The sequence below is a fragment of the Streptomyces sp. NPDC091272 genome (genome assembly GCF_044757485.1).
In the GTDB taxonomy this organism is placed as follows: domain Bacteria; phylum Actinomycetota; class Actinomycetes; order Streptomycetales; family Streptomycetaceae; genus Streptomyces.
Window position 1 is genome coordinate 333,494 of the sequence record NZ_JBIVVC010000007.1, and the last position, 17,391, is coordinate 350,884.

The 17,391-nt window shown below is 72.8% G+C and carries 13 protein-coding genes; 4 read left to right on the forward strand and 9 right to left on the reverse strand.

Annotated elements, in window-relative coordinates:
• Positions 1-63: 63 nt before the first annotated feature.
• From murD to rsmH, 7 genes are all read right to left on the reverse strand, one after another.
• On the reverse strand, positions 64-1,500 hold the full coding sequence (murD, locus tag ACIQM4_RS21690) for a UDP-N-acetylmuramoyl-L-alanine--D-glutamate ligase (protein WP_401593887.1): 1,437 nt from the start codon (positions 1,498-1,500) through the stop codon (positions 64-66).
• Positions 1,482-2,552 carry a phospho-N-acetylmuramoyl-pentapeptide-transferase gene (gene mraY / locus ACIQM4_RS21695; RefSeq protein WP_401593890.1) on the reverse strand — a complete coding sequence of 357 codons (1,071 nt, stop codon included), beginning with the start codon at positions 2,550-2,552 and terminating at the stop codon, positions 1,482-1,484. The genes murD and mraY overlap by 19 nt, the downstream gene beginning before the upstream one ends.
• Positions 2,549-3,955 (reverse strand): UDP-N-acetylmuramoyl-tripeptide--D-alanyl-D-alanine ligase, encoded by a 1,407-nt coding sequence (gene murF / locus ACIQM4_RS21700; protein ID WP_401593892.1) that lies wholly within the window; start codon positions 3,953-3,955, stop codon positions 2,549-2,551. Before murF ends, mraY begins: the two co-directional genes overlap by 4 nt.
• A 4-nt stretch (positions 3,956-3,959) precedes the next feature.
• Entirely contained in the window at positions 3,960-5,624 is a 1,665-nt protein-coding gene (locus ACIQM4_RS21705) for a UDP-N-acetylmuramoyl-L-alanyl-D-glutamate--2,6-diaminopimelate ligase (protein WP_401593894.1), read from the reverse strand.
• A 291-nt stretch (positions 5,625-5,915) separates the two neighbouring features.
• Positions 5,916-7,850 carry a peptidoglycan D,D-transpeptidase FtsI family protein gene (locus ACIQM4_RS21710; RefSeq protein ID WP_401593897.1) on the reverse strand — a complete coding sequence of 645 codons (1,935 nt, stop codon included), beginning with the start codon at positions 7,848-7,850 and terminating at the stop codon, positions 5,916-5,918.
• A 4-nt stretch (positions 7,851-7,854) separates the two neighbouring features.
• Positions 7,855-8,352, reverse strand: a complete 498-nt coding sequence (locus ACIQM4_RS21715) for a cell division protein FtsL (RefSeq protein WP_401594189.1) — start codon at positions 8,350-8,352, stop codon at positions 7,855-7,857.
• A gap of 65 nt (positions 8,353-8,417) precedes the next feature.
• Positions 8,418-9,377 (reverse strand): 16S rRNA (cytosine(1402)-N(4))-methyltransferase RsmH, encoded by a 960-nt coding sequence (rsmH, locus tag ACIQM4_RS21720; protein ID WP_401593900.1) that lies wholly within the window; start codon positions 9,375-9,377, stop codon positions 8,418-8,420.
• A 397-nt stretch (positions 9,378-9,774) separates the two neighbouring features.
• On the opposite strand from rsmH, the gene ACIQM4_RS21725 reads away from it, so the two are divergent.
• The 4 genes from ACIQM4_RS21725 (at position 9,775) to ACIQM4_RS21740 (ending at position 15,345) form a co-directional block, all read left to right on the forward strand.
• A complete protein-coding gene (locus ACIQM4_RS21725; protein ID WP_401593903.1) occupies positions 9,775-10,308 on the forward strand; it encodes a beta-class carbonic anhydrase in 534 nt (177 codons plus the stop codon).
• A 209-nt stretch (positions 10,309-10,517) separates the two neighbouring features.
• Positions 10,518-11,531: an AAA family ATPase gene (locus ACIQM4_RS21730; protein WP_401593906.1), complete on the forward strand. Its 1,014-nt coding sequence runs from the start codon at positions 10,518-10,520 to the stop codon at positions 11,529-11,531.
• On the forward strand, positions 11,531-12,919 hold the full coding sequence (locus ACIQM4_RS21735; RefSeq protein WP_401594192.1) for a DUF58 domain-containing protein: 1,389 nt from the start codon (positions 11,531-11,533) through the stop codon (positions 12,917-12,919). Before ACIQM4_RS21730 ends, ACIQM4_RS21735 begins: the two co-directional genes overlap by 1 nt.
• Positions 12,916-15,345 carry a transglutaminaseTgpA domain-containing protein gene (locus ACIQM4_RS21740; protein WP_401593908.1) on the forward strand — a complete coding sequence of 810 codons (2,430 nt, stop codon included), beginning with the start codon at positions 12,916-12,918 and terminating at the stop codon, positions 15,343-15,345. The genes ACIQM4_RS21735 and ACIQM4_RS21740 overlap by 4 nt, the downstream gene beginning before the upstream one ends.
• A 510-nt stretch (positions 15,346-15,855) precedes the next feature.
• On the opposite strand, the gene ACIQM4_RS21745 is transcribed toward ACIQM4_RS21740, so the two are convergent.
• Together ACIQM4_RS21745 and ACIQM4_RS21750 are read right to left on the reverse strand one after the other, a co-directional pair.
• A complete protein-coding gene (locus ACIQM4_RS21745) occupies positions 15,856-16,251 on the reverse strand; it encodes a DUF3040 domain-containing protein (RefSeq protein ID WP_401593911.1) in 396 nt (131 codons plus the stop codon).
• Between the two features lie 345 nt (positions 16,252-16,596).
• On the reverse strand, positions 16,597-17,361 hold the full coding sequence (locus ACIQM4_RS21750) for a methyltransferase (protein ID WP_401593913.1): 765 nt from the start codon (positions 17,359-17,361) through the stop codon (positions 16,597-16,599).
• Positions 17,362-17,391 lie beyond the last annotated feature (30 nt).

Genomic DNA, 17,391 nt, shown 5'->3' on the forward strand with positions numbered 1-17,391 from the left:
CTCGATGGTCCCCTCCGACAACAGTTGCGCTGATGAGCCGGGGCGCGGCGCCTGGGGCGGTTGCTACGGCCGGGTCTCAGCCAGTTCGCGTACGGCGTCGGCGAAGGCCTCGCCGCGCTTGTTGTAGTTGGCGAACATGTCCATCGAGGCGCAGGCCGGGGCCATCAGCACCGTGTCCCCGGGCCCCGCGAGTGCAGCCGCTTCGCGGACCGCCGCCGACATCGCCCCAGTGTCGGTCCGGTCGAGGTCGACCACCGGCACCTCGGGCGCGTGTCGCGCCAGGGCTTCGCGGATGAGAGCACGCTCCGCGCCGATCAGTACGACGCCACGCAGGCGCTTCGCGGACTTCTTCACCGTCTCGTCGAAGGTGGCGCCCTTGGCGAGCCCCCCGGCGATCCAGACGATGGAGTCGTACGCGGCCAGGGACGCCTCGGCAGCATGCGTGTTGGTGGCCTTGGAGTCGTCGACGTACGCGACGCCGGCGACGTCCGCGACGTGCTCGATGCGGTGCGCGTCCGGCCGGAAGGCGCGCAGACCGTCCCGTACGGCCGCGGGCTCCACGCCGTAGGCACGGGCCAGCGCGGCGGCCGCGAGGGCGTTGGCGAGGTTGTGCGGGGCGGCGGGGCGCACGTCGGAGACCTCGGCGAGCTCCTGGGCGTTCTTCTGCCGGTTGGTGACGAAGGCGCGGTCGACCAGGATGCCGTCGACGATGCCCAGCTGGGAGGGGCCGGGGGTGGCGAGGGTGAAGCCGATCGCGCGGCAGCCCTCCTCGACGTCGGCCTCGCGGACCAGGTGCTCGGTGGCGGGGTCGGCGGCGTTGTAGACGCAGGCGACCTGGTTGCCCTCGTAGACGCGGCCCTTGTCGGCGGCGTAGGCGTCCATGGAGCCGTGCCAGTCGAGGTGGTCGGGCGCCAGGTTGAGGACGGCCGCGGAGTGCGCGCGCAGGGAGGGCGCCCAGTGCAGCTGGTAGCTGGAGAGCTCGACGGCGAGGACGTCGTACTTCTCGCCCTGAAGGACCACGTCGATGATCGGGGTGCCGATGTTGCCGACGGCGGCGGTGCGCAGGCCGGCCGCGGAGAGGATCGACGCGAGCATCTGCGTGGTGGTGGTCTTGCCGTTGGTGCCGGTGATCGCGAGCCAGGGCGCGGCGCCGGGGCCGCGCAGTTGCCAGGCGATCTCGACGTCGCCCACCACGTCGACGCCCGCAGCCGCGGCGTGTGCGAAGAGGTGGCTGGAGGGCTTCCAGCCGGGTGAGGTGACGACCAGGGCGGTCCCCTCGGGGAGGCTGTCCGCGTCGCCGAGGCGCACGGCGACGCCGTCGGCCTCCAGCTCCGCCGCGCGGGTCCGGTGGGCGCCGCTGTCGCCGCCGTCGACGACGGTGACGCGGGCGCCGAGGCCGGCCAGGGCGCGGGCGGCGCTGACGCCGCTCACGCCGAGGCCGGCGACGGTGACGTGCTTGCCGTTCCAGGTGTCCCGGGAGGTCACTTGCCCGCTGCCCATCCTGCGTAGAAGAGACCGAGGCCGACGATCACGCACATGCCCTGGATGATCCAGAAGCGGACCACCACAAGGACCTCGGACCACCCCTTGAGTTCGAAGTGGTGCTGCAGTGGCGCCATCCGGAAGACCCGCTTGCCGGTCATCTTGAACGAGCCGACCTGGATGACCACCGACATGGTGATGAGGACGAAGAGCCCGCCGAGGATGGCCATCAGCAGCTCGGTGCGCGAGCAGATCGCGAGGCCGGCGAGGGCGCCGCCGAGTGCCAGCGAGCCGGTGTCGCCCATGAAGATCTTGGCGGGCGAGGTGTTCCACCACAGGAAGCCGAAGCAGGAGCCCATCAGCGCGGAGGCCACGACCGCGAGGTCCAGTGGGTCCCGTACCTCGAAACACGCGTTGGGGTTGGTGAGGCTCGTCGCGTTGGCGCAGGACTCCTGGAACTGCCACAGCCCGATGAAGGTGTACGCGCCGAAGACCATCACGGAGGCGCCGGTGGCCAGTCCGTCGAGGCCGTCGGTGAGGTTCACGCCGTTGGACATCGCGAGGATCATGAACAGTGCCCACACCACGAACAGCACGGGCGTGATCGCCCAGCCGAAGTCCGTGACGAAGGACAGCCGGTCGGACGCCGGGGTCTGGCCGCGGGCGTCGGCGAAGTTGAGCGAGAGCACCGCGAAGGCGATGCCGACGATCAGCTGGCCGAGCATCTTGGCCTTGGCGCGCAGACCCAGCGAGCGCTGCTTGACGATCTTGATGTAGTCGTCGAGGAACCCGACCAGGCCCATGCCCGCCATCAGGAACAGCACCAGCCCGCCGGACAGGGTGGGCTGACTGGAGGTCAGCACCTTCGTCAGGGCGTACGCGATGAGCGTGGCCAGGATGAAGGCGATGCCGCCCATCGTCGGCGTACCGCGCTTGCCGTGGTGGCCGCGGGGCCCGTCGTCGCGGATGAACTGCCCGTAGCCCTTGCGGGCGAGCAGCTTGATCAGCAGCGGTGTGCCGATGAGCGTCAGGAAGAGGCCGATGGCCCCTGCGAAGAGGATCTGGCTCATGCGCCTGCGACCTCACCCTCGGTGGCGGGTTCGAGCAGTGCCTGGGCGACCGATTCGAGACCGACCGACCTGGATGCCTTCACCAGCACGACGTCTCCCGGCCGCAGTTCCCCGCGCAACAGGTCGATCGCCGCCTGCGTGTCGGACACGTGCACCGACTCCTCACCCCACGAACCCTCGTTATAGGCGCCCAGTTGCAGCCAGGACGCTTCCCTGCCCCCGACTGCCACGAGCTTGCTGACGTTGAGCCGGACGGCGAGCCGTCCGACCGCGTCGTGCTCGACGAGCGAGGTGTCCCCGAGTTCGGCCATCTGGCCGAGCACCGCCCACGTACGCCGCCCCTTGCCCATGGACACGAGCGCGCGCAGGGCGGCTCGCATGGATTCGGGGTTCGCGTTGTAGGCGTCGTTGACAACCGTCACGCCGTCGGGCCGCTCGGTGACCTCCATGCGCCACCGGGAGAGGGACCCCGCCCCGGAGAGCGCCTCGGCGATCTCGTCGGCGGACAGGCCCAGCTCATGGGCGACGGCGGCCGCGGCGAGCGCGTTCGACACGTGGTGCTCACCGTACAGCCGCATGGTCACGTCACTGCACCCGGAGGGTGTGTGGAGCGTGAAGGACGGGCGGCCGTCCTCGGTGAGGTGCACCGCGGAGGCGCGTACGTCGGCGCTCTCGGACTCGCCGAAGTACAGGACGCGCGCCTTGGTGCGCGAAGCCATCTCGCGTACCAGCGGGTCGTCCGCGTTCAGCACGGCGACCCCCTCGGCGGGCAGCGACTCGACCAGCTCGCCCTTGGCCACCGCGATGTTCTCGCGGCTGCCGAACTCGCCGACGTGCGCGGTCCCGACGTTGAGCACCACGCCGACGCGCGGCGGGACCAGCTCGGTCAGGTACCGGATGTGGCCGATGCCGCGGGCGCCCATCTCCAGGACCAGGTGCCGGGTGTCCTCGGCGGTCCGCAGGGCGGTGAGGGGCAGGCCGATCTCGTTGTTGAGGCTGCCCTCCGTGTAGACGGTGGGGGCCTTGCGCGCCAGGAGCTGGGCGACCAGGTCCTTGGTGCTGGTCTTGCCCGCGGAGCCGGTGAGGGCGACGACGTCGGTGCCCAGGCGGTCGACGACGGCGCGGGCGAGTGCGCCGAGCGCCTCGGTCACGTCGGGCACGACGATCGCGGGCACCCCGACGGGGCGGGTGGCCAGGACGGCCACCGCGCCCGCCTGCACGGCGCGCTGCGCGTAGTCGTGGCCGTCGACGCGTTCACCGACGTACGCGGCGAAGAGGCTGCCGGGGCCGACCTGCCGGGAGTCGATCACGACAGGACCGGTGACGGTGACCGCACTGTCCGGTATGTCGTGCGGCTGCCCGTGGACGAGGTCGGCGATCTCGGCGAGGGAGAGGGCGATCACTGCTTCATCCCATCTCGTGCCGGCGGCGCTCGATGGCGTCGCGCAGCACCTTGCGGTCGTCGAAGGGGCGGATCACTCCGGCGATGTCCTGGCCCTGTTCGTGGCCCTTGCCCGCCACGAGGACGGTGTCACCGGTCTTGGCGCGGGCGACGGCCTCGGCGATGGCGGCGGCCCGGTCCTCGAACACGGCGACGTCGCCGCGCTGGTGGGCCGGCACCTCGGCGGCGCCCGCGAGCATGGTCGCGAGGATCGCGAGGGGGTCCTCGGAGCGGGGGTTGTCCGAGGTCAGTACGGCGGTGTCGGCGAGGCGTGCGGCGGCCGCGCCCATGGCGCCGCGCTTCTGCCGGTCGCGGTCGCCGCCGCAGCCGAGCACGATGTGCAACTCGCCCTCGGTGACCTTGCGCAGGGCGCGCAGCACCGATTCGACGGCGTCCGTCTTGTGGGCGTAGTCGACGACGGCGAGGAAGTCCTGGCCCGCGTCGACGCGCTCCAGCCGGCCCGGCACGCCGGGAACGGCGGCGATGCCGTCGGCGGCGGTCTGCGGGTCGTACCCGGCGGCGGCCAGGGTGACGATCGCGGCGAGGGTGTTGGCGACGTTGAACGGGCCGGGCAGCGGCGCGGTGGCGCGCAGGTGCTCGCCCTGCGGCCCGGTCACGGTGAACGTGCTGGACTGCGGGCCGACCTCGACCTTCTCGGCGCGCCAGTCGGCGTCCGGGTGGCCTTCGGCGGAGAACGTGATCACCGGCACGGTGGCCTCGGTGACCAGCCTGCGGCCGTACTCGTCGTCGAAGTTCAGGACACCGAGCCTGGACCGCTCCGGGGTGAAGAGCATGGCCTTCGCCTGGAAGTAGTCCTCCATGCCGGAGTGGAACTCCATGTGCTCGGGGCTCAGGTTGTTGAAGACGGCGACGTCGAAGACGCAGGCGTCCACCCGGCCGAGCACCAGGGCGTGGCTGGAGACCTCCATGGCGACCGACTTCACGCCGCGTTCGCGCATCACCGCGAACAGGGCCTGGAGGTCGGTGGCCTCGGGGGTGGTCCGCTCGGACTTGATGCGCTCGTCGCCGATCCGCATCTCGACCGTGCCGATGAGCCCGGGGAGGTCTCCCGCGGCCTTCAGACCGCCCTCCACGAGGTACGCGGTGGTGGTCTTGCCCGAGGTTCCGGTGATGCCGATCTGGAGCAGGTCGAGACCGGGGTTGCCGTAGATGTCGGCGGCGAGCTGGCCCATGCGGGCGCGCGGGTTCTCGACGGCGAGCACGGGCAGCCCGGTCGCGGCGGCACGTTCGGCGCCCGCCGGGTCGGTGAGGACCGCGGCGGCGCCGAGCTCGGCGGCCTGCGAGGCGAAGTCGGCGCCGTGGAAGCGGGCGCCGGGCAGGGCCGCGTAGATGTCGCCGGGGCGGACCGCGCGGGAGTCGTGGGTGATTCCGGTGGTCTCCCCGGGTCCTGGGGACGCGATGCCCAGCCGTTCGGCCAGCTCCCCGAGGGTCGTCGGGCGGACCCGGTCCGGCCTGGGCGCTCCGGGGTAGTTCACCGGGGCGTCCTTCTGGGTGGTTTGGGACTGATCAGCGTGTGGCACGGCGGTGAGCGTACCCGGCGGACCGGGCTCCGGGCGAAAGCAGGGGGCCTGCGCAACCCGTTTTCCGGAGTCGTTGGTGAGGGTTGTCACTGAGGGTTTCCGCTTCGGTACGGGGGAATGTGGTGGCGGTCCGCGGATCCGGGCGGCCGGCCCCGGCCGGATTCCGGTGCGGGAGCCGGGCGGATCCCGGCGCGGTGGCAGGGCGGGCCCGGGTCCGGGGGCCGCGCCGGGCCCGCGGGCCGGGCCCTGCCGGTGCGGGGTCCCGCCCCCGGCCAGGGGCGGGATCCGGCCATTCGGCCGGAAGTCCGGGACAGGTCCCCGGCGGGAGTGTCGCGCCCGGCCCTCGGCCGGAATTGCGGCTTCAGGAGCCCGGGGTGATGTTCAGGAGCCCGGAGTGAAGGAGACCGGGAGTCTGGCGGGTGCGCCGCCGGTCGGGGCGACCTGGCGGGTCTTCAGGGCGAACTCCATCACCTGCTTGTAGATCGGGCCGCAGATCTGTCCGCCGAAGTAACTGCCCTGCGTGGGGTTCTGGATGGCGCAGTACACGGTGATCCGCGGCTTGTCGGCGGGCGCGAAGCCGGCGAAGGACGCCGTGTAGCCCTTGTAGCGGCCCGTCTCGGGATCCACCCGGTTGGACGTGCCGGTCTTGCCGCCGACCCGGTAGCCGGGGATGCGTGCCTTGGTCCCGGTGCCCTCCTCGTCGTCGACGACCGACTCCAGCATCTTGGCCAGGGTCCTGGCCGTCGGCCCGCTGACCACCCGGGTCTTCTTCGGGGCGGGGGCGGGCGTGAAGCGCCCGTCCGGGCCCTTCGTACCGCGTACGAGGGTGGGTTCGATCCGCACTCCCCCGTTGGCGATCGTGGAGTACACGGAGGCGGCCTGCATCGCGTTGATCGAGAGCCCCTGGCCGAACGGGATCGTGTACTGCTGCGAGGTGCTCCACCGGTCCGCCGGGGCCAGGATCCCGGACGTCTCGCCGGGGAAGCCGAGACCGCTGCGCCGGCCCATGCCGAACTTCGTCAGGTACGAGTGGAGGATCCGGTTCGACTCGGGCTGGGTGGCGCCGAGCTGTCCGGTGGCCAGGATGGTGCCGATGTTGGAGGACTTGGCCAGGACCCCGTTGAGGGTGAGGTTCCAGGTCGGGTGGTCGACGTCGTCCTTGAACAGCCGGTCGCCCCGCTTGAGCCGGTTGGGGACCACCACGTGGGTGGCGGGGGTGGCGGTCTTCTCCTCCAGGACGGCGGCCATCGACATGATCTTGGAGGTGGAGCCCGGCTCGTACGCGTCCTGGAGGGCGGCGTTGCCCATCGCGGCCGAGCTCGCCCGGGAGAGGTCGTTGGGGTCGAAGCCGGGCGCGTTGGCCATGGCGAGGACCTCGCCGGTCTGCGTGTCCTGCACCATGACGTAACCGCGGTCCGCCTTGGACTTCTTGACCTGTGTCTCGATGGCGCTCTGCGCGGCCCACTGGATGTCGCGGTCGATGGTGAGCTCGATGTCGGAGCCGGGCACGGCGGGGGTCTCGTTGCCGCCCGCCGTGGGCACCCGGCGGCCGTTCGCCTGGGCGAAGGTGACCTCGCCGTCCCGGCCCGCGAGTTCCTTGTCGAGCTGGACCTCCAGGCCGCCCGCGCCGCGGCCCGCCGCGTTCACGTAACCCAGTATCCCGGCGGCCAGGTCCCCGTTGGGGTAGACGCGGGTGCTGCTGGGCTCCTGGAGGATGCCGCCGAGGAGGTTGACGGCCGATTCGGGCTTGCGCTTGTTGGCGGCGGCGGCCCGGTCCCCGTACACGCTCTTGAGGTCCTTGATCTGCTTCCAGACCTGCGGGGTCTGACGGCGGGCCAGCACCACGTACCGCGTTTTGGGTGTGGAGAGCTTCTTCGCCAGTTCGGCGGGCGGCCTGCCGAGGATCGGGGCGAGGATCGCGGCGGCCTGCTGCGGCGCGTCCGCGATCTTGGCCTGCCCCGGGGTGTACAGCCAGGGGTCGGCGGTGATGTCGTGCGCGTCGACGCTGGTGGCGAGCGCGATGCCGCTGCGGTCGGTGATCTCGCCGCGCTCGGCGGTCAGGGTGTGCCGGGCCTGGCGCTGCCGTTCGGCCTTGTCGGTGTACGTGGCCGCGTCGACGGCCTGCACCTGGAACAGCCGTACGACGAAGGCCAGCATCACCAGCGCGAGCCCGAGGCTGACCAGCCGCAGCCGGGGCTTGGGGCTGCCGAGCCGGAGCGTCTTGGCCTTGGTGGCGGGGCGGGCGGCGGGCCGCCGGGCGGCCGGGCGGCCCGGCGCGGGGATCCTTCGGCGCGGTGGTTCCTTCGTCGGGGGCACTGCGTCACCTGCCGGAGGTCGTCGGGGTCTGCCGTACGGGCGAAGACGTTCCGGCGGCTGCCGGCGGGGTGGGGGCGGAGTGGGTCGAGGACGGGGCCCGGGACGCGGAGGGGGCCTGCGAGTTCACGGGCGACGACGGTACGACGGGGGCACGTTGCGGTGTCACGGGCTCGGCGGCCTGCTCCGGCGGCGGGGCCTCGCTCGGCTCGCCACGGACCTTTCCGTCCGGGCCGAGGAAGGCCGGGGGGCCGCCGGGAACCATGCCGAGCTCACGGGCCCTGCGCTCCAGGGCGCCGGGGGCCGAGCGGTCGTCGACGTCGCGCTGGAGGGCCTGCTGCTCGTCGGTGAGCTCGGTGGTCTGCTTCTTGAGGTCGTTCAGCCTGAACGAGCCCTCGTTGAGAGCCGAGTTCAGCATCAGCAGACAGATCAGTCCGCCGCCGAGCAGCACCACGACCAGCAGCACGAAGGGGGCGCGGGCCGCCTGCGGGGGCCCGGAGGGCATCAGTTCGGAGAGCCTCGCGGCCCTTCCTCTCAACTGCTGGCCCCGCACCTGCTTGGCCGGTCCGCTCACTCGGCTTCTTCCTCCCGGATGCGCTGGGCGCCGCGCAGCCGGGCGGGAGCAGCCCGGCGGTTCTCGGCGACCTCTTCCTCGGTGGGCAGTTCGGCGCCGCGGGTCAGCAGCTTCAGGCGCGGCTGGTAGCGCTCGGGCACGACGGGCAGTCCGGCCGGCGCCGTGTTGGCCGCGCCTGCGGCGAAGACCTGCTTCACCAGGCGGTCCTCCAGGGACTGGTACGACATGACCACGACCCGGCCGCCGACCGAGATCGCCCGTACGGCTGCCGGAATGGCGGCCTCCACGCTGTCCAGCTCCCCGTTGACCTCGATGCGCAGGGCCTGGAAGGTGCGTTTGGCAGGGTTGCCGCCGGTGCGCTTGGCGGCCTGCGGCAGCGAGTCCCTGATCAGCTCGACGAGCCGGGCGCTGTTGCTGAAGGGTTCCTTCTCGCGTTCGCGCACGATCGCGGAGACGATCCGCTTGGCCTGCTTCTCCTCGCCGTACTGGCGCAGGATGCGCACCAGTTCGCCGGGCGCGTACGTGTTGAGGACCTCGGCCGCGCCCATCCCGGTCGACTGGTCCATCCGCATGTCGAGCGGGGCATCCTGCGCGTAGGCGAAGCCGCGGTCCGCCTCGTCGAGCTGCATGGAGGAGACACCCAGGTCGAACAGGACGCCCTGCACGCGCGGCAGACCGAGCGTGGCCAGCACCTCGGGCAGCTCGTCGTACACCGCGTGCACGAGGGTGGCCCGCTCACCGAAGGGGGCGAGGCGTTCGCCGGAGAGCCGCAGCGCCTCCTTGTCCCGGTCCAGGCCGATCAGGCGGATCCCGGGGAACCGGGTGAGCAGTGCCTCGCTGTGGCCGCCGAGCCCGAGGGTGCAGTCGACGACGACCGCTCCTGGCTCGGAGATGGCCGGGGCCAACATGTCCAGGCACCGCTGGAGCATCACCGGGACGTGTCGGGACTGGCTCATGCGCCCTCTCAGACAGGGGCGCGCGACGTCGTGACTCCCGGATACGTACGGCCAGGTCCCCACCCGCTCGGGAAGGGGAGCCGGCCGCGGGGGCCGGCGACGAGCGGGCGGAGGCCGGGCCGTACGTCGTGGTGAAGGAGCAGTAGCGCCGCGCGCGGGGAACTTCTGGATTTCGTACAACGCGTCACTTTAGTCCACCGGCCCGCACGGTCAATCAACGGGCGGCGCACCGCGCGCCGTGCCCGCGACAGACCGGCGGGCCGGATGTTCACTCGTACGAAGCAAGGAATCCACCCCTTGGGAAAGGCCTGTGGGTTAGCTCACAACCGGGCCCGTTGACGTTCTTTTCCGCCGCCCCGGCGGGCCCGGACCCGCTGTGACCATTAACGTCATAGGCATGTCGACTTCCCCCTCCTTCTCCGACGGTTCCGACGACCCCAAGGTCATCGACCGCCTCGTCGCGGCCAACCAGCGGTACGCCGCCGGCTTCGAGGACCCCGGCATGGACGCGCGTCCCGTGCTGCGGGTCGCCGTGGTCGCCTGCATGGACGCCCGGCTCGACCTGCACGACGCGCTGGGCCTCGAACTCGGTGACTGCCACACCATCCGCAACGCGGGCGGCGTGGTGACCGACGACGTGATCCGCTCCCTCACCATCAGCCAGCGGGCGCTCGGCACCCGCAGCGTCATACTCATCCACCACACCAACTGCGGTCTGGAGAGCCTCACCGAGGACTTCCGGCACGAGCTGGAGGACGAGGTGGGTCAGCGTCCCTCCTGGGCCGTCGAGGCGTTCCGCGACGTGGACAAGGACGTCCGGCAGTCGATGCAGCGGGTGCGGACCTCGCCCTTCCTGCTGCACGCCGACGACGTGCGCGGCTTCGTCTTCGACGTCAAGAAGGGGCTGCTGCGGGAGATCGACCCGGCCTGACCCGGCCCGGACCGGCCTGTTCCGGCACAAAAAAGCCCCAACTCCGGCATTTCGCATTCACTTGTCCACAGGCGAGTGACACGAAGCGGTAACGGCAACAAGAATGCGTGCAGGACACCCGGCCGGGACCCTCCGGCCGTGTGTCCGTGTTTCGGGGTGGGCCGCTCGCGTCGTCGTGACGCCGGCCCGAAAGGGCCGAGGAGGGCCGGGTGACGACCTATGACGATCGAGCGAGCCTCGCAGATCTGACCACCACCGCGGAGCGGATCCGCGGGTCGGTGGAGGCTGTGATCGAGGGCAAGCCTGAGGTCGTACGGCTTTCGCTGACCGTGCTGCTCGCCGAGGGCCATCTCCTCATCGAGGACGTGCCGGGCGTGGGCAAGACGATGCTGGCGAAGGCGCTGGCGAGATCCGTCGACTGTTCCGTGCGGCGGATCCAGTTCACGCCGGACCTGCTGCCCTCCGACATCACCGGGGTGTCGGTCTACGACCAGCAGCGGCGCGACTTCGAGTTCAAGCCGGGTGCGATCTTCGCGCAGATAGTGATCGGCGACGAGATCAACCGCGCGTCGCCCAAGACCCAGTCCGCTCTCCTGGAGTCCATGGAGGAGCGGCAGGTCACCATCGACGGGCAGACCTACGAACTGCCCAGCCCCTTCATGGTGGTGGCCACCCAGAACCCGGTCGAGATGGAGGGCACCTACCCCCTCCCCGAGGCCCAGCGCGACCGCTTCATGGCCCGCGTCTCCATCGGATACCCCTCCCCCGAGGCGGAGTTGCAGATGCTGGACGTGCACGGCGGGATCTCCCCGCTGGCAGATCTCCAGCCGGTGGCGCACGCGCACGACATCGTGAAGCTGATCGACGCCGTCCGCACGGTGCACGTCGCCGACGCCGTCCGGCGGTACGCGGTGGAGCTGACCGGCGCCACCCGCAACCACCCCGACCTGCGCCTGGGCGCCTCGCCCCGGGCCACCCTGCACCTGTTGCGGGCCGCCAAGGCCTCCGCCGCGCTCAGCGGCCGTGACTACGCGCTGCCCGACGACGTACAGGCCCTGGCGGTCGCGGTCCTCGCGCACCGGCTGCTGCCCACCGCGCAGGCGCAGCTGAACCGGCGCACCTCCGAGCAGGTCGTGCTGGACATCCTGCAGCGGACCCCGGTGCCCACCGGCGGCGGCACTCCCGTGCCGCCGTACGGCACCCCCGGCGGCCGGCCGCTGTGATGCAGGGGGCGGGCCCCGAGGCCGAGCCCGGGGAGCGGAACGGCTTCCGGGCCGCGCTGTCCGGCCTGACCACGCGCGGCCGTTCGTTCCTCGCGGCGGGACTGGCCGCGGGGGCCTGCGCCTACATCCTGGGCCAGGGGGACCTGCTGCGGGTGGGGCTGCTCCTCGCGGTGCTGCCGCTGATGTGCGTGATCGTGCTGTACCGCACCCGCTACCGGGTCGCGGGCAGCCGCCGGCTGACCCCCGCCCGGGTGCCGGCCGGCTCCGAGGCCCGGGTGCACCTGCGGATGGAGAACGTCTCACGGCTGCCCACCGGCCTCCTGATGCTCCAGGACCGGGTGCCGTACGTGCTGGGGCCGCGCCCCCGCTTCGTGCTGGACAAGGTGGAGGCGGGCGGGCGGCGCGAGGTGTCCTACCGGGTCCGCTCCGACCTGCGCGGGCGGTATCCGCTGGGGCCGCTGCAGCTGCGGCTGACCGACCCGTTCGGGATGTGCGAGCTGAGCCGCTCGTTCAGCGCGTACGACACGCTGACGGTGATCCCCCGGGTGGAGGCGCTGCCTCCGGTACGCCTCACCGGCGAGGCCAACGGGTACGGCGACGGGCGGCTGCGGTCGCTCGCGCTGGCCGGCGAGGACGACATCATTCCGCGCGGCTACCGGCACGGCGACGACCTGCGCCGGGTGCACTGGCGTTCCACCGCGCGCCACGGCGAGCTGATGGTGCGCCGCGAGGAACAGCCGCAGCGGGCCCGCTGCACGGTACTGCTCGACACCCGGCGCTCCGCCTACGCGGGGGCCGGTCCCGACTCGGCGTTCGAGTGGGCGGTCTCCGCAGCCGCCTCCTCGCTGGTGCACCTGCTCGAACGGGGCTTCTCGGTACGGCTGCTGACGGACGACGGGACCTCGGTGCCGGGGGACGGCGGGGGCGGGTTCGCGGGCGCCACCCAGGAGTCGGCGGACGCGGCCGGGCTGATGATGGACACCCTGGCGGTCGTCGGGCACTCGGAGGGCGGCGGTCTCTCCCCCTCGTACGAGGTGCTGCGCGGTGGCAACGAAGGCCTGCTGATCGCCTTCTTCGGCGATCTCGACGAAGAACAGGCGGCCGTGGCCGCGCAGATGCGCCAACGCAGCGGCGGGGCGGTCGCGTTCGTCACGGACAGCACGCTGTGGACCGAGGGCGGGGACCCGGCGCAGGCGTCGCGGGAGCGGGCCGAGGAGCGGCTGCGGCTGCTGCGGGACGCGGGCTGGACGGCGGTCTCCGTACCGCCAGGGGCGCCGCTGCCCGACATGTGGCGGCAGGCGGAGGCGCAGCGCACCGGCGGCGCCGGGACGAAGAGCATGAGGACGGGAACATCGGGGATGTCGGGGATCTCGGGGGGCTGGTCGTGAGCGGGCGCGGGCGGATGACGCTCTGTGCGTTCGCGGCCACCCTGATGGCGTCCGCGGCGCTGATCCCGCTGGTGACGGACGCCGGATGGATCGTCACGGCGGCGGTCCTGCTGGCCGTGCAGGCGGGGGTCGGCACGCTCACGCGCCGGGTGCCGCTGGCCAGGGCGCTGACGGTGGCGGTGCAGCTGCTCGTCTCGATGCTGCTGATGACCCTGCTGTTCACGGGGACGAAGGCGGTGCTCGGGGTGCTACCCGGCCCGGAGGCCGTCGAGGAGTTCGGCCGGCTGCTGAGCACCGGCGCCGCCGACATCAACAGGTACGCCATTCCGGCGCCGGCGTCCGAGGGCATCCGGCTGATGCTGATCGGCGGGGTGCTGCTGATCGGCCTCGCGGTGGACACCCTCGCGGTGACGTTCCGCAGCGCGGCGCCGGCCGGACTGCCGCTGCTCGCCCTGTACTCGGTGGCCGCGGGCCTCTCGGGCGGCGGTGCGAGCTGGCTGTACTTCCTGCTGGCCGCGTCCGGTTATCTGCTGCTGCTCGTCAGTGAGGGCCGGGACCGCCTCGCGCAGTGGGGGCGGGTGTTCGGCGGGGCAGCGCCCGGCGGGGCGCGGCAGGGCGCGGGCGCGCTGGACGCGGGCAGCGGATCGCCGCTCGCCCCGGTCCGTACCGGGCGGCGCATCGGCGTCCTCACGCTGGGCGTTGCCCTGCTGGTTCCCGCCCTGCTGCCCGCCCTGGACGGCGGTCTGCTCGGTGGCACGGGCGGGGGCCGTGGCGGCGGTGGGGGCGGCGGCACGATCTCCGCGGTGAACCCGGTGGTCTCCCTCCAGGAGAGCCTCAACCAGCCGGTCGACCGCGAGGTGCTGCGCTACCGCACGACGGCGCCGCAGACGCAGGACATGTATCTGCGGCTGCTGGCCCTGGACGAGTTCGACGGCACGGCGTGGAAGTCCTCGGAGCGCAAGCTCCGTGAGGTGTCGAGCCCGCTCCCCCGCCCCGCGGGCCTGAACCCGGACGTCCCCGCCACGGAGATCTCCACCAACATCTCGGCGGCCGGGTCGTACTCGCAGATCTGGCTGCCGATGCCGTTCCCCGCGTCGCAGGTCGACATCGACGGCCGCTGGCGGTACGAGCCGGAGGGCCGCACCCTGATCGGCGACGGGGGCCAGACCACCAGCGGGGTGAAGTACAGCGTCCGCAGCCTGGCCGTGCAGCCGACCAAGGACGACCTGGTGGCGGCCCCGCAGGCCTCGCCCGGGTTGCGCAGGGAGTACACCAGGGTGCCCGCGGACCTGCCGCCCGTGGTGCGGCAGACGGCCCGCGAGGTGACCAGGGCCGCCGGGAACGACTACGAACGCGCGGTCCTCCTGCAGGACTGGTTCGCCTCCGAGGGTGGCTTCACCTACGACACCCAGGTGCAGTCGGGCACCGGTTCCAAGGCCATCGCCCGCTTCCTGGAGCAGAAGGAGGGCTTCTGCGTCCACTTCGCCTTCTCGATGGCGGCGATGGCGCGGACGCTGGGCATCCCGGCGCGGGTCGCGGTGGGCTTCACCCCGGGCACGGTGAAGCCGGACGGCACGATGTCGGTGGGGCTGCGGGACGCGCACGCCTGGCCCGAGCTGTACTTCGAGGGTCTCGGCTGGACCCGCTTCGAGCCGACCCCGACCCGGGGCACCGCGCCCGCGTACACCCGGCAGGAGGCTCCGTCGGGCGGGGCCAGCGACCCGGCGCAGCCGTCGGCGGGGGCGTCGTCCGCGCCGTCCGCGGCGCCGAGGCCCTCGGACAGCTGTCCGGCCGCCGAGCGGCGCCAGGGCAACTGCGGTCAGAGCGCCCAGCCAGGCGCGGCGGGCCCGACCGACACGGGCCCGCCGGCCGGCACGGTTCTGGCGATCGCGCTGGGAGCCCTGGCGCTCGTCCTGGTGCCGTCGCTCCCCCTGCTGTGGCGGACCCGGGTACGGGCAGGGCGGCTCGGCTCCTCGGGACGCACGCCCACGGACGCGGCGGGGCGGACCCTCGCCGCCTGGCGGGAGATCACCGATTCGGCGTGGGACCTGGGCATCCCGCCCGACGAGTCGCAGACGCCCCGCAGGACGGCGGCGCGCATCGTCCGGCTGGGCTCGCTGACGGGCCCTGCCGCGGAGGCGGCGCACCGGGCGGCGGGCGCGGTGGAACAGGTGCTGTACGCGCCGGTGCCGCAGGCGAGCAGTGGGCTGGTGGACGACGTGCACCGGGTACGGGCCGGCCTGCGGGAGTCCGCGAGCCGCCGGACCCGGCTCCGCGCACTGCTGCTGCCCCGCTCGTCCGTCCGGGTGGTCTGGGCCCTCTCCGCACACCGGGCAGCCCTCACCGCCCGGTGGTCGGCACTTCGGCCCCGACTGGACGGCTGGTCGGCGACGATCCGACGCAGGGCGGCCAGACAGCGGGGGTGAGTGAGTGCGGCGGGGCTTGATGCGGGGGTGCTGGGGGCGGGGTGCCCGCAGGCCCCGGAGGCCCGGGGGCGAGGCTTGGCGGCCCGGGGTCGGGAGACCGGCGGCCCGGGGTCGGGAGACCGGCGGCCTCCGGAGGCCCGGAGGCGAGGCTTGGAGGCCGGGGGTCGGGAGGGCCGGCGGCCCGGGAATGCTCCCAGGCTCGCAGCCAGCTGGTGGCGGGGACATGCGTGAGGGGCGGTCCCCTCGGGGGCCGCCCCTCACACGTTCGCTTGTGCGCACCGCTCGTGTCTGCGGACAGCTGAGGCCCCGCCAGGGCCCGCGCGTCCGCGTCCGCTCAGTGCGTCCGCACCGTCCGCCCGCCTACGTGCCCACGTCGCACCCGCCCTGCGTGCCCGCGTATCGCGTCCGCCCTGCGTGCCCGCGTCACACCCGCCCCGCATGCCCGCGTCGCGCCCGCGCTCCATGCGGCTGGGCGCTTCGGTCAGCGGGTCCGCTGCCGCCGTGCCGTGCTCAGCCGCCCTGCTCGTCGCGGCGGCGCTGCCAGCGCTGTTCGATGCGGTTCATCACCGAGCGGCGCTGCCTGGGCTCCTGGCGGCCTGCGGCCGCCGCTCCGGGCACGGGTTGTTCGCCCGGCTTGGGAGCCTTGCGCCAGCCGGTGACCGCGAGGACCGCACAGCCGAGCATGACAAGGAAGCCGACCACGCTCACCCAGATCTGCTGGGCGACCATTCCGGCCATGAGGAGCACGATTCCCACTAGAAAGCCTGCGACCGCCTGGTAGACCCGTCGCCGGGTGTACGTACGCAGCCCGTTTCCCTCAAGCGCTGTCGCGAATTTGGGATCTTCGGCGTACAGCGCTCGCTCCATCTGCTCGAGCATTCGCTGCTCGTTCTCCGAGAGCGGCACGGAGTCCTCCTACTCGTCGGTCGCGGGGGGCGACCGGATGCGGCCCTTTCAGAATAGGCAGGGAATCGCCCCCGTGAAACCCGCCCTCTACGCCATTTCGCCAATCCCGGGCCGCCGTGCCGGCTTGGCTGTTGAAGCGTGCATTCCCCAACGGCCGACCCGTCATGCCGACGGTGTCCTCCGATCATACGGGGCCCGGACGCGGATCGGGGGGCCTGCGGCGGACTCCGTACCTGACTCCTACCCGGCCCCGTCCCTGATCAGCCCCCGTCGGGGGGCCGTTCGACGGGGGCCCAGGTGTTGCTCCGGACGTGCTCAGGGGCCGCCGTGACGCGTTCCGAGGGCTCAGGCGGCGGCGCGCTTGGCACCCAGTACGTGCAGCTGGGTGGCGACCGCGTGGAACGCGGGGAGCTCGGCGGCGGCGGCCTCCAGCTTCAGGAGGGCCTCCATGGCGCCCGGTTCGGTGTCGACCAGGACGCCGGGCACCAGGTCGGCGAAGACCCGGACGCCGTGCACGGCGCCGACGTCCACGCCCGCGCCGCCCGCCAGCTCCATGAGCTGTTCGGCGGTGAAACGGCGCGGCACCGGGTCGCCCTCGCCCCAGCGTCCCGCCGGGTCGGTGAGGGCGGTGCGGGCCTCGTTGAAGTGGCCGGCCAGGGCGCGGGCCAGGACGGCGCCGCCGCTGCCCGCGGCCAGCAGGCTGAGGGTGCCGGACGGGCGCAGCGCCGCCACCACGTTGCGCAGGCCCTCGGCCGGGTCGTCGACGTACTCCAGCACGCCGTGGCACAGGACGGCGTCGTAGCCCTCGCGCTCCACCACGTCGAACAGGCCGATCGCATCTCCCTGGACGCCTCGGACCCGGTCGGCGACCCCGGCCTCGGCGGCCCGGCGCTCCAGCGCGAACAGGGCGTTGGGGCTGGGGTCGACGACGGTGACGCGGTGGCCGAGCTGGGCGACGGGCACCGCGAAGTTGCCGGTGCCGCCTCCGGTGTCGAGGACGTCCAGGGTGTCGCGGCCGGTCTCCTTGACGCGGCGGTCGAGGGCGTCCTTGAGGACCTCCCAGACCACGGCGGTACGGAGGGAGGCGCGGGGGCGCATCGATTCCGACACGGCATTGACTCCTCGGTGAACAGTGCGGGG

Coding starts and splice junctions, on each gene's coding strand:
- murD (WP_401593887.1), bottom strand. CDS start 1,500: ATGGGCAGCGGGCAAGTGACCTCCCGGGACACCTGGAACGGCAAGCAC.
- mraY (WP_401593890.1), bottom strand. CDS start 2,552: ATGAGCCAGATCCTCTTCGCAGGGGCCATCGGCCTCTTCCTGACGCTC.
- ACIQM4_RS21715 (WP_401594189.1), bottom strand. CDS start 8,352: ATGCCCTCCGGGCCCCCGCAGGCGGCCCGCGCCCCCTTCGTGCTGCTG.
- rsmH (WP_401593900.1), bottom strand. CDS start 9,377: ATGAGCCAGTCCCGACACGTCCCGGTGATGCTCCAGCGGTGCCTGGAC.
- ACIQM4_RS21725 (WP_401593903.1), top strand. CDS start 9,775: ATGTCGACTTCCCCCTCCTTCTCCGACGGTTCCGACGACCCCAAGGTC.
- ACIQM4_RS21735 (WP_401594192.1), top strand. CDS start 11,531: ATGCAGGGGGCGGGCCCCGAGGCCGAGCCCGGGGAGCGGAACGGCTTC.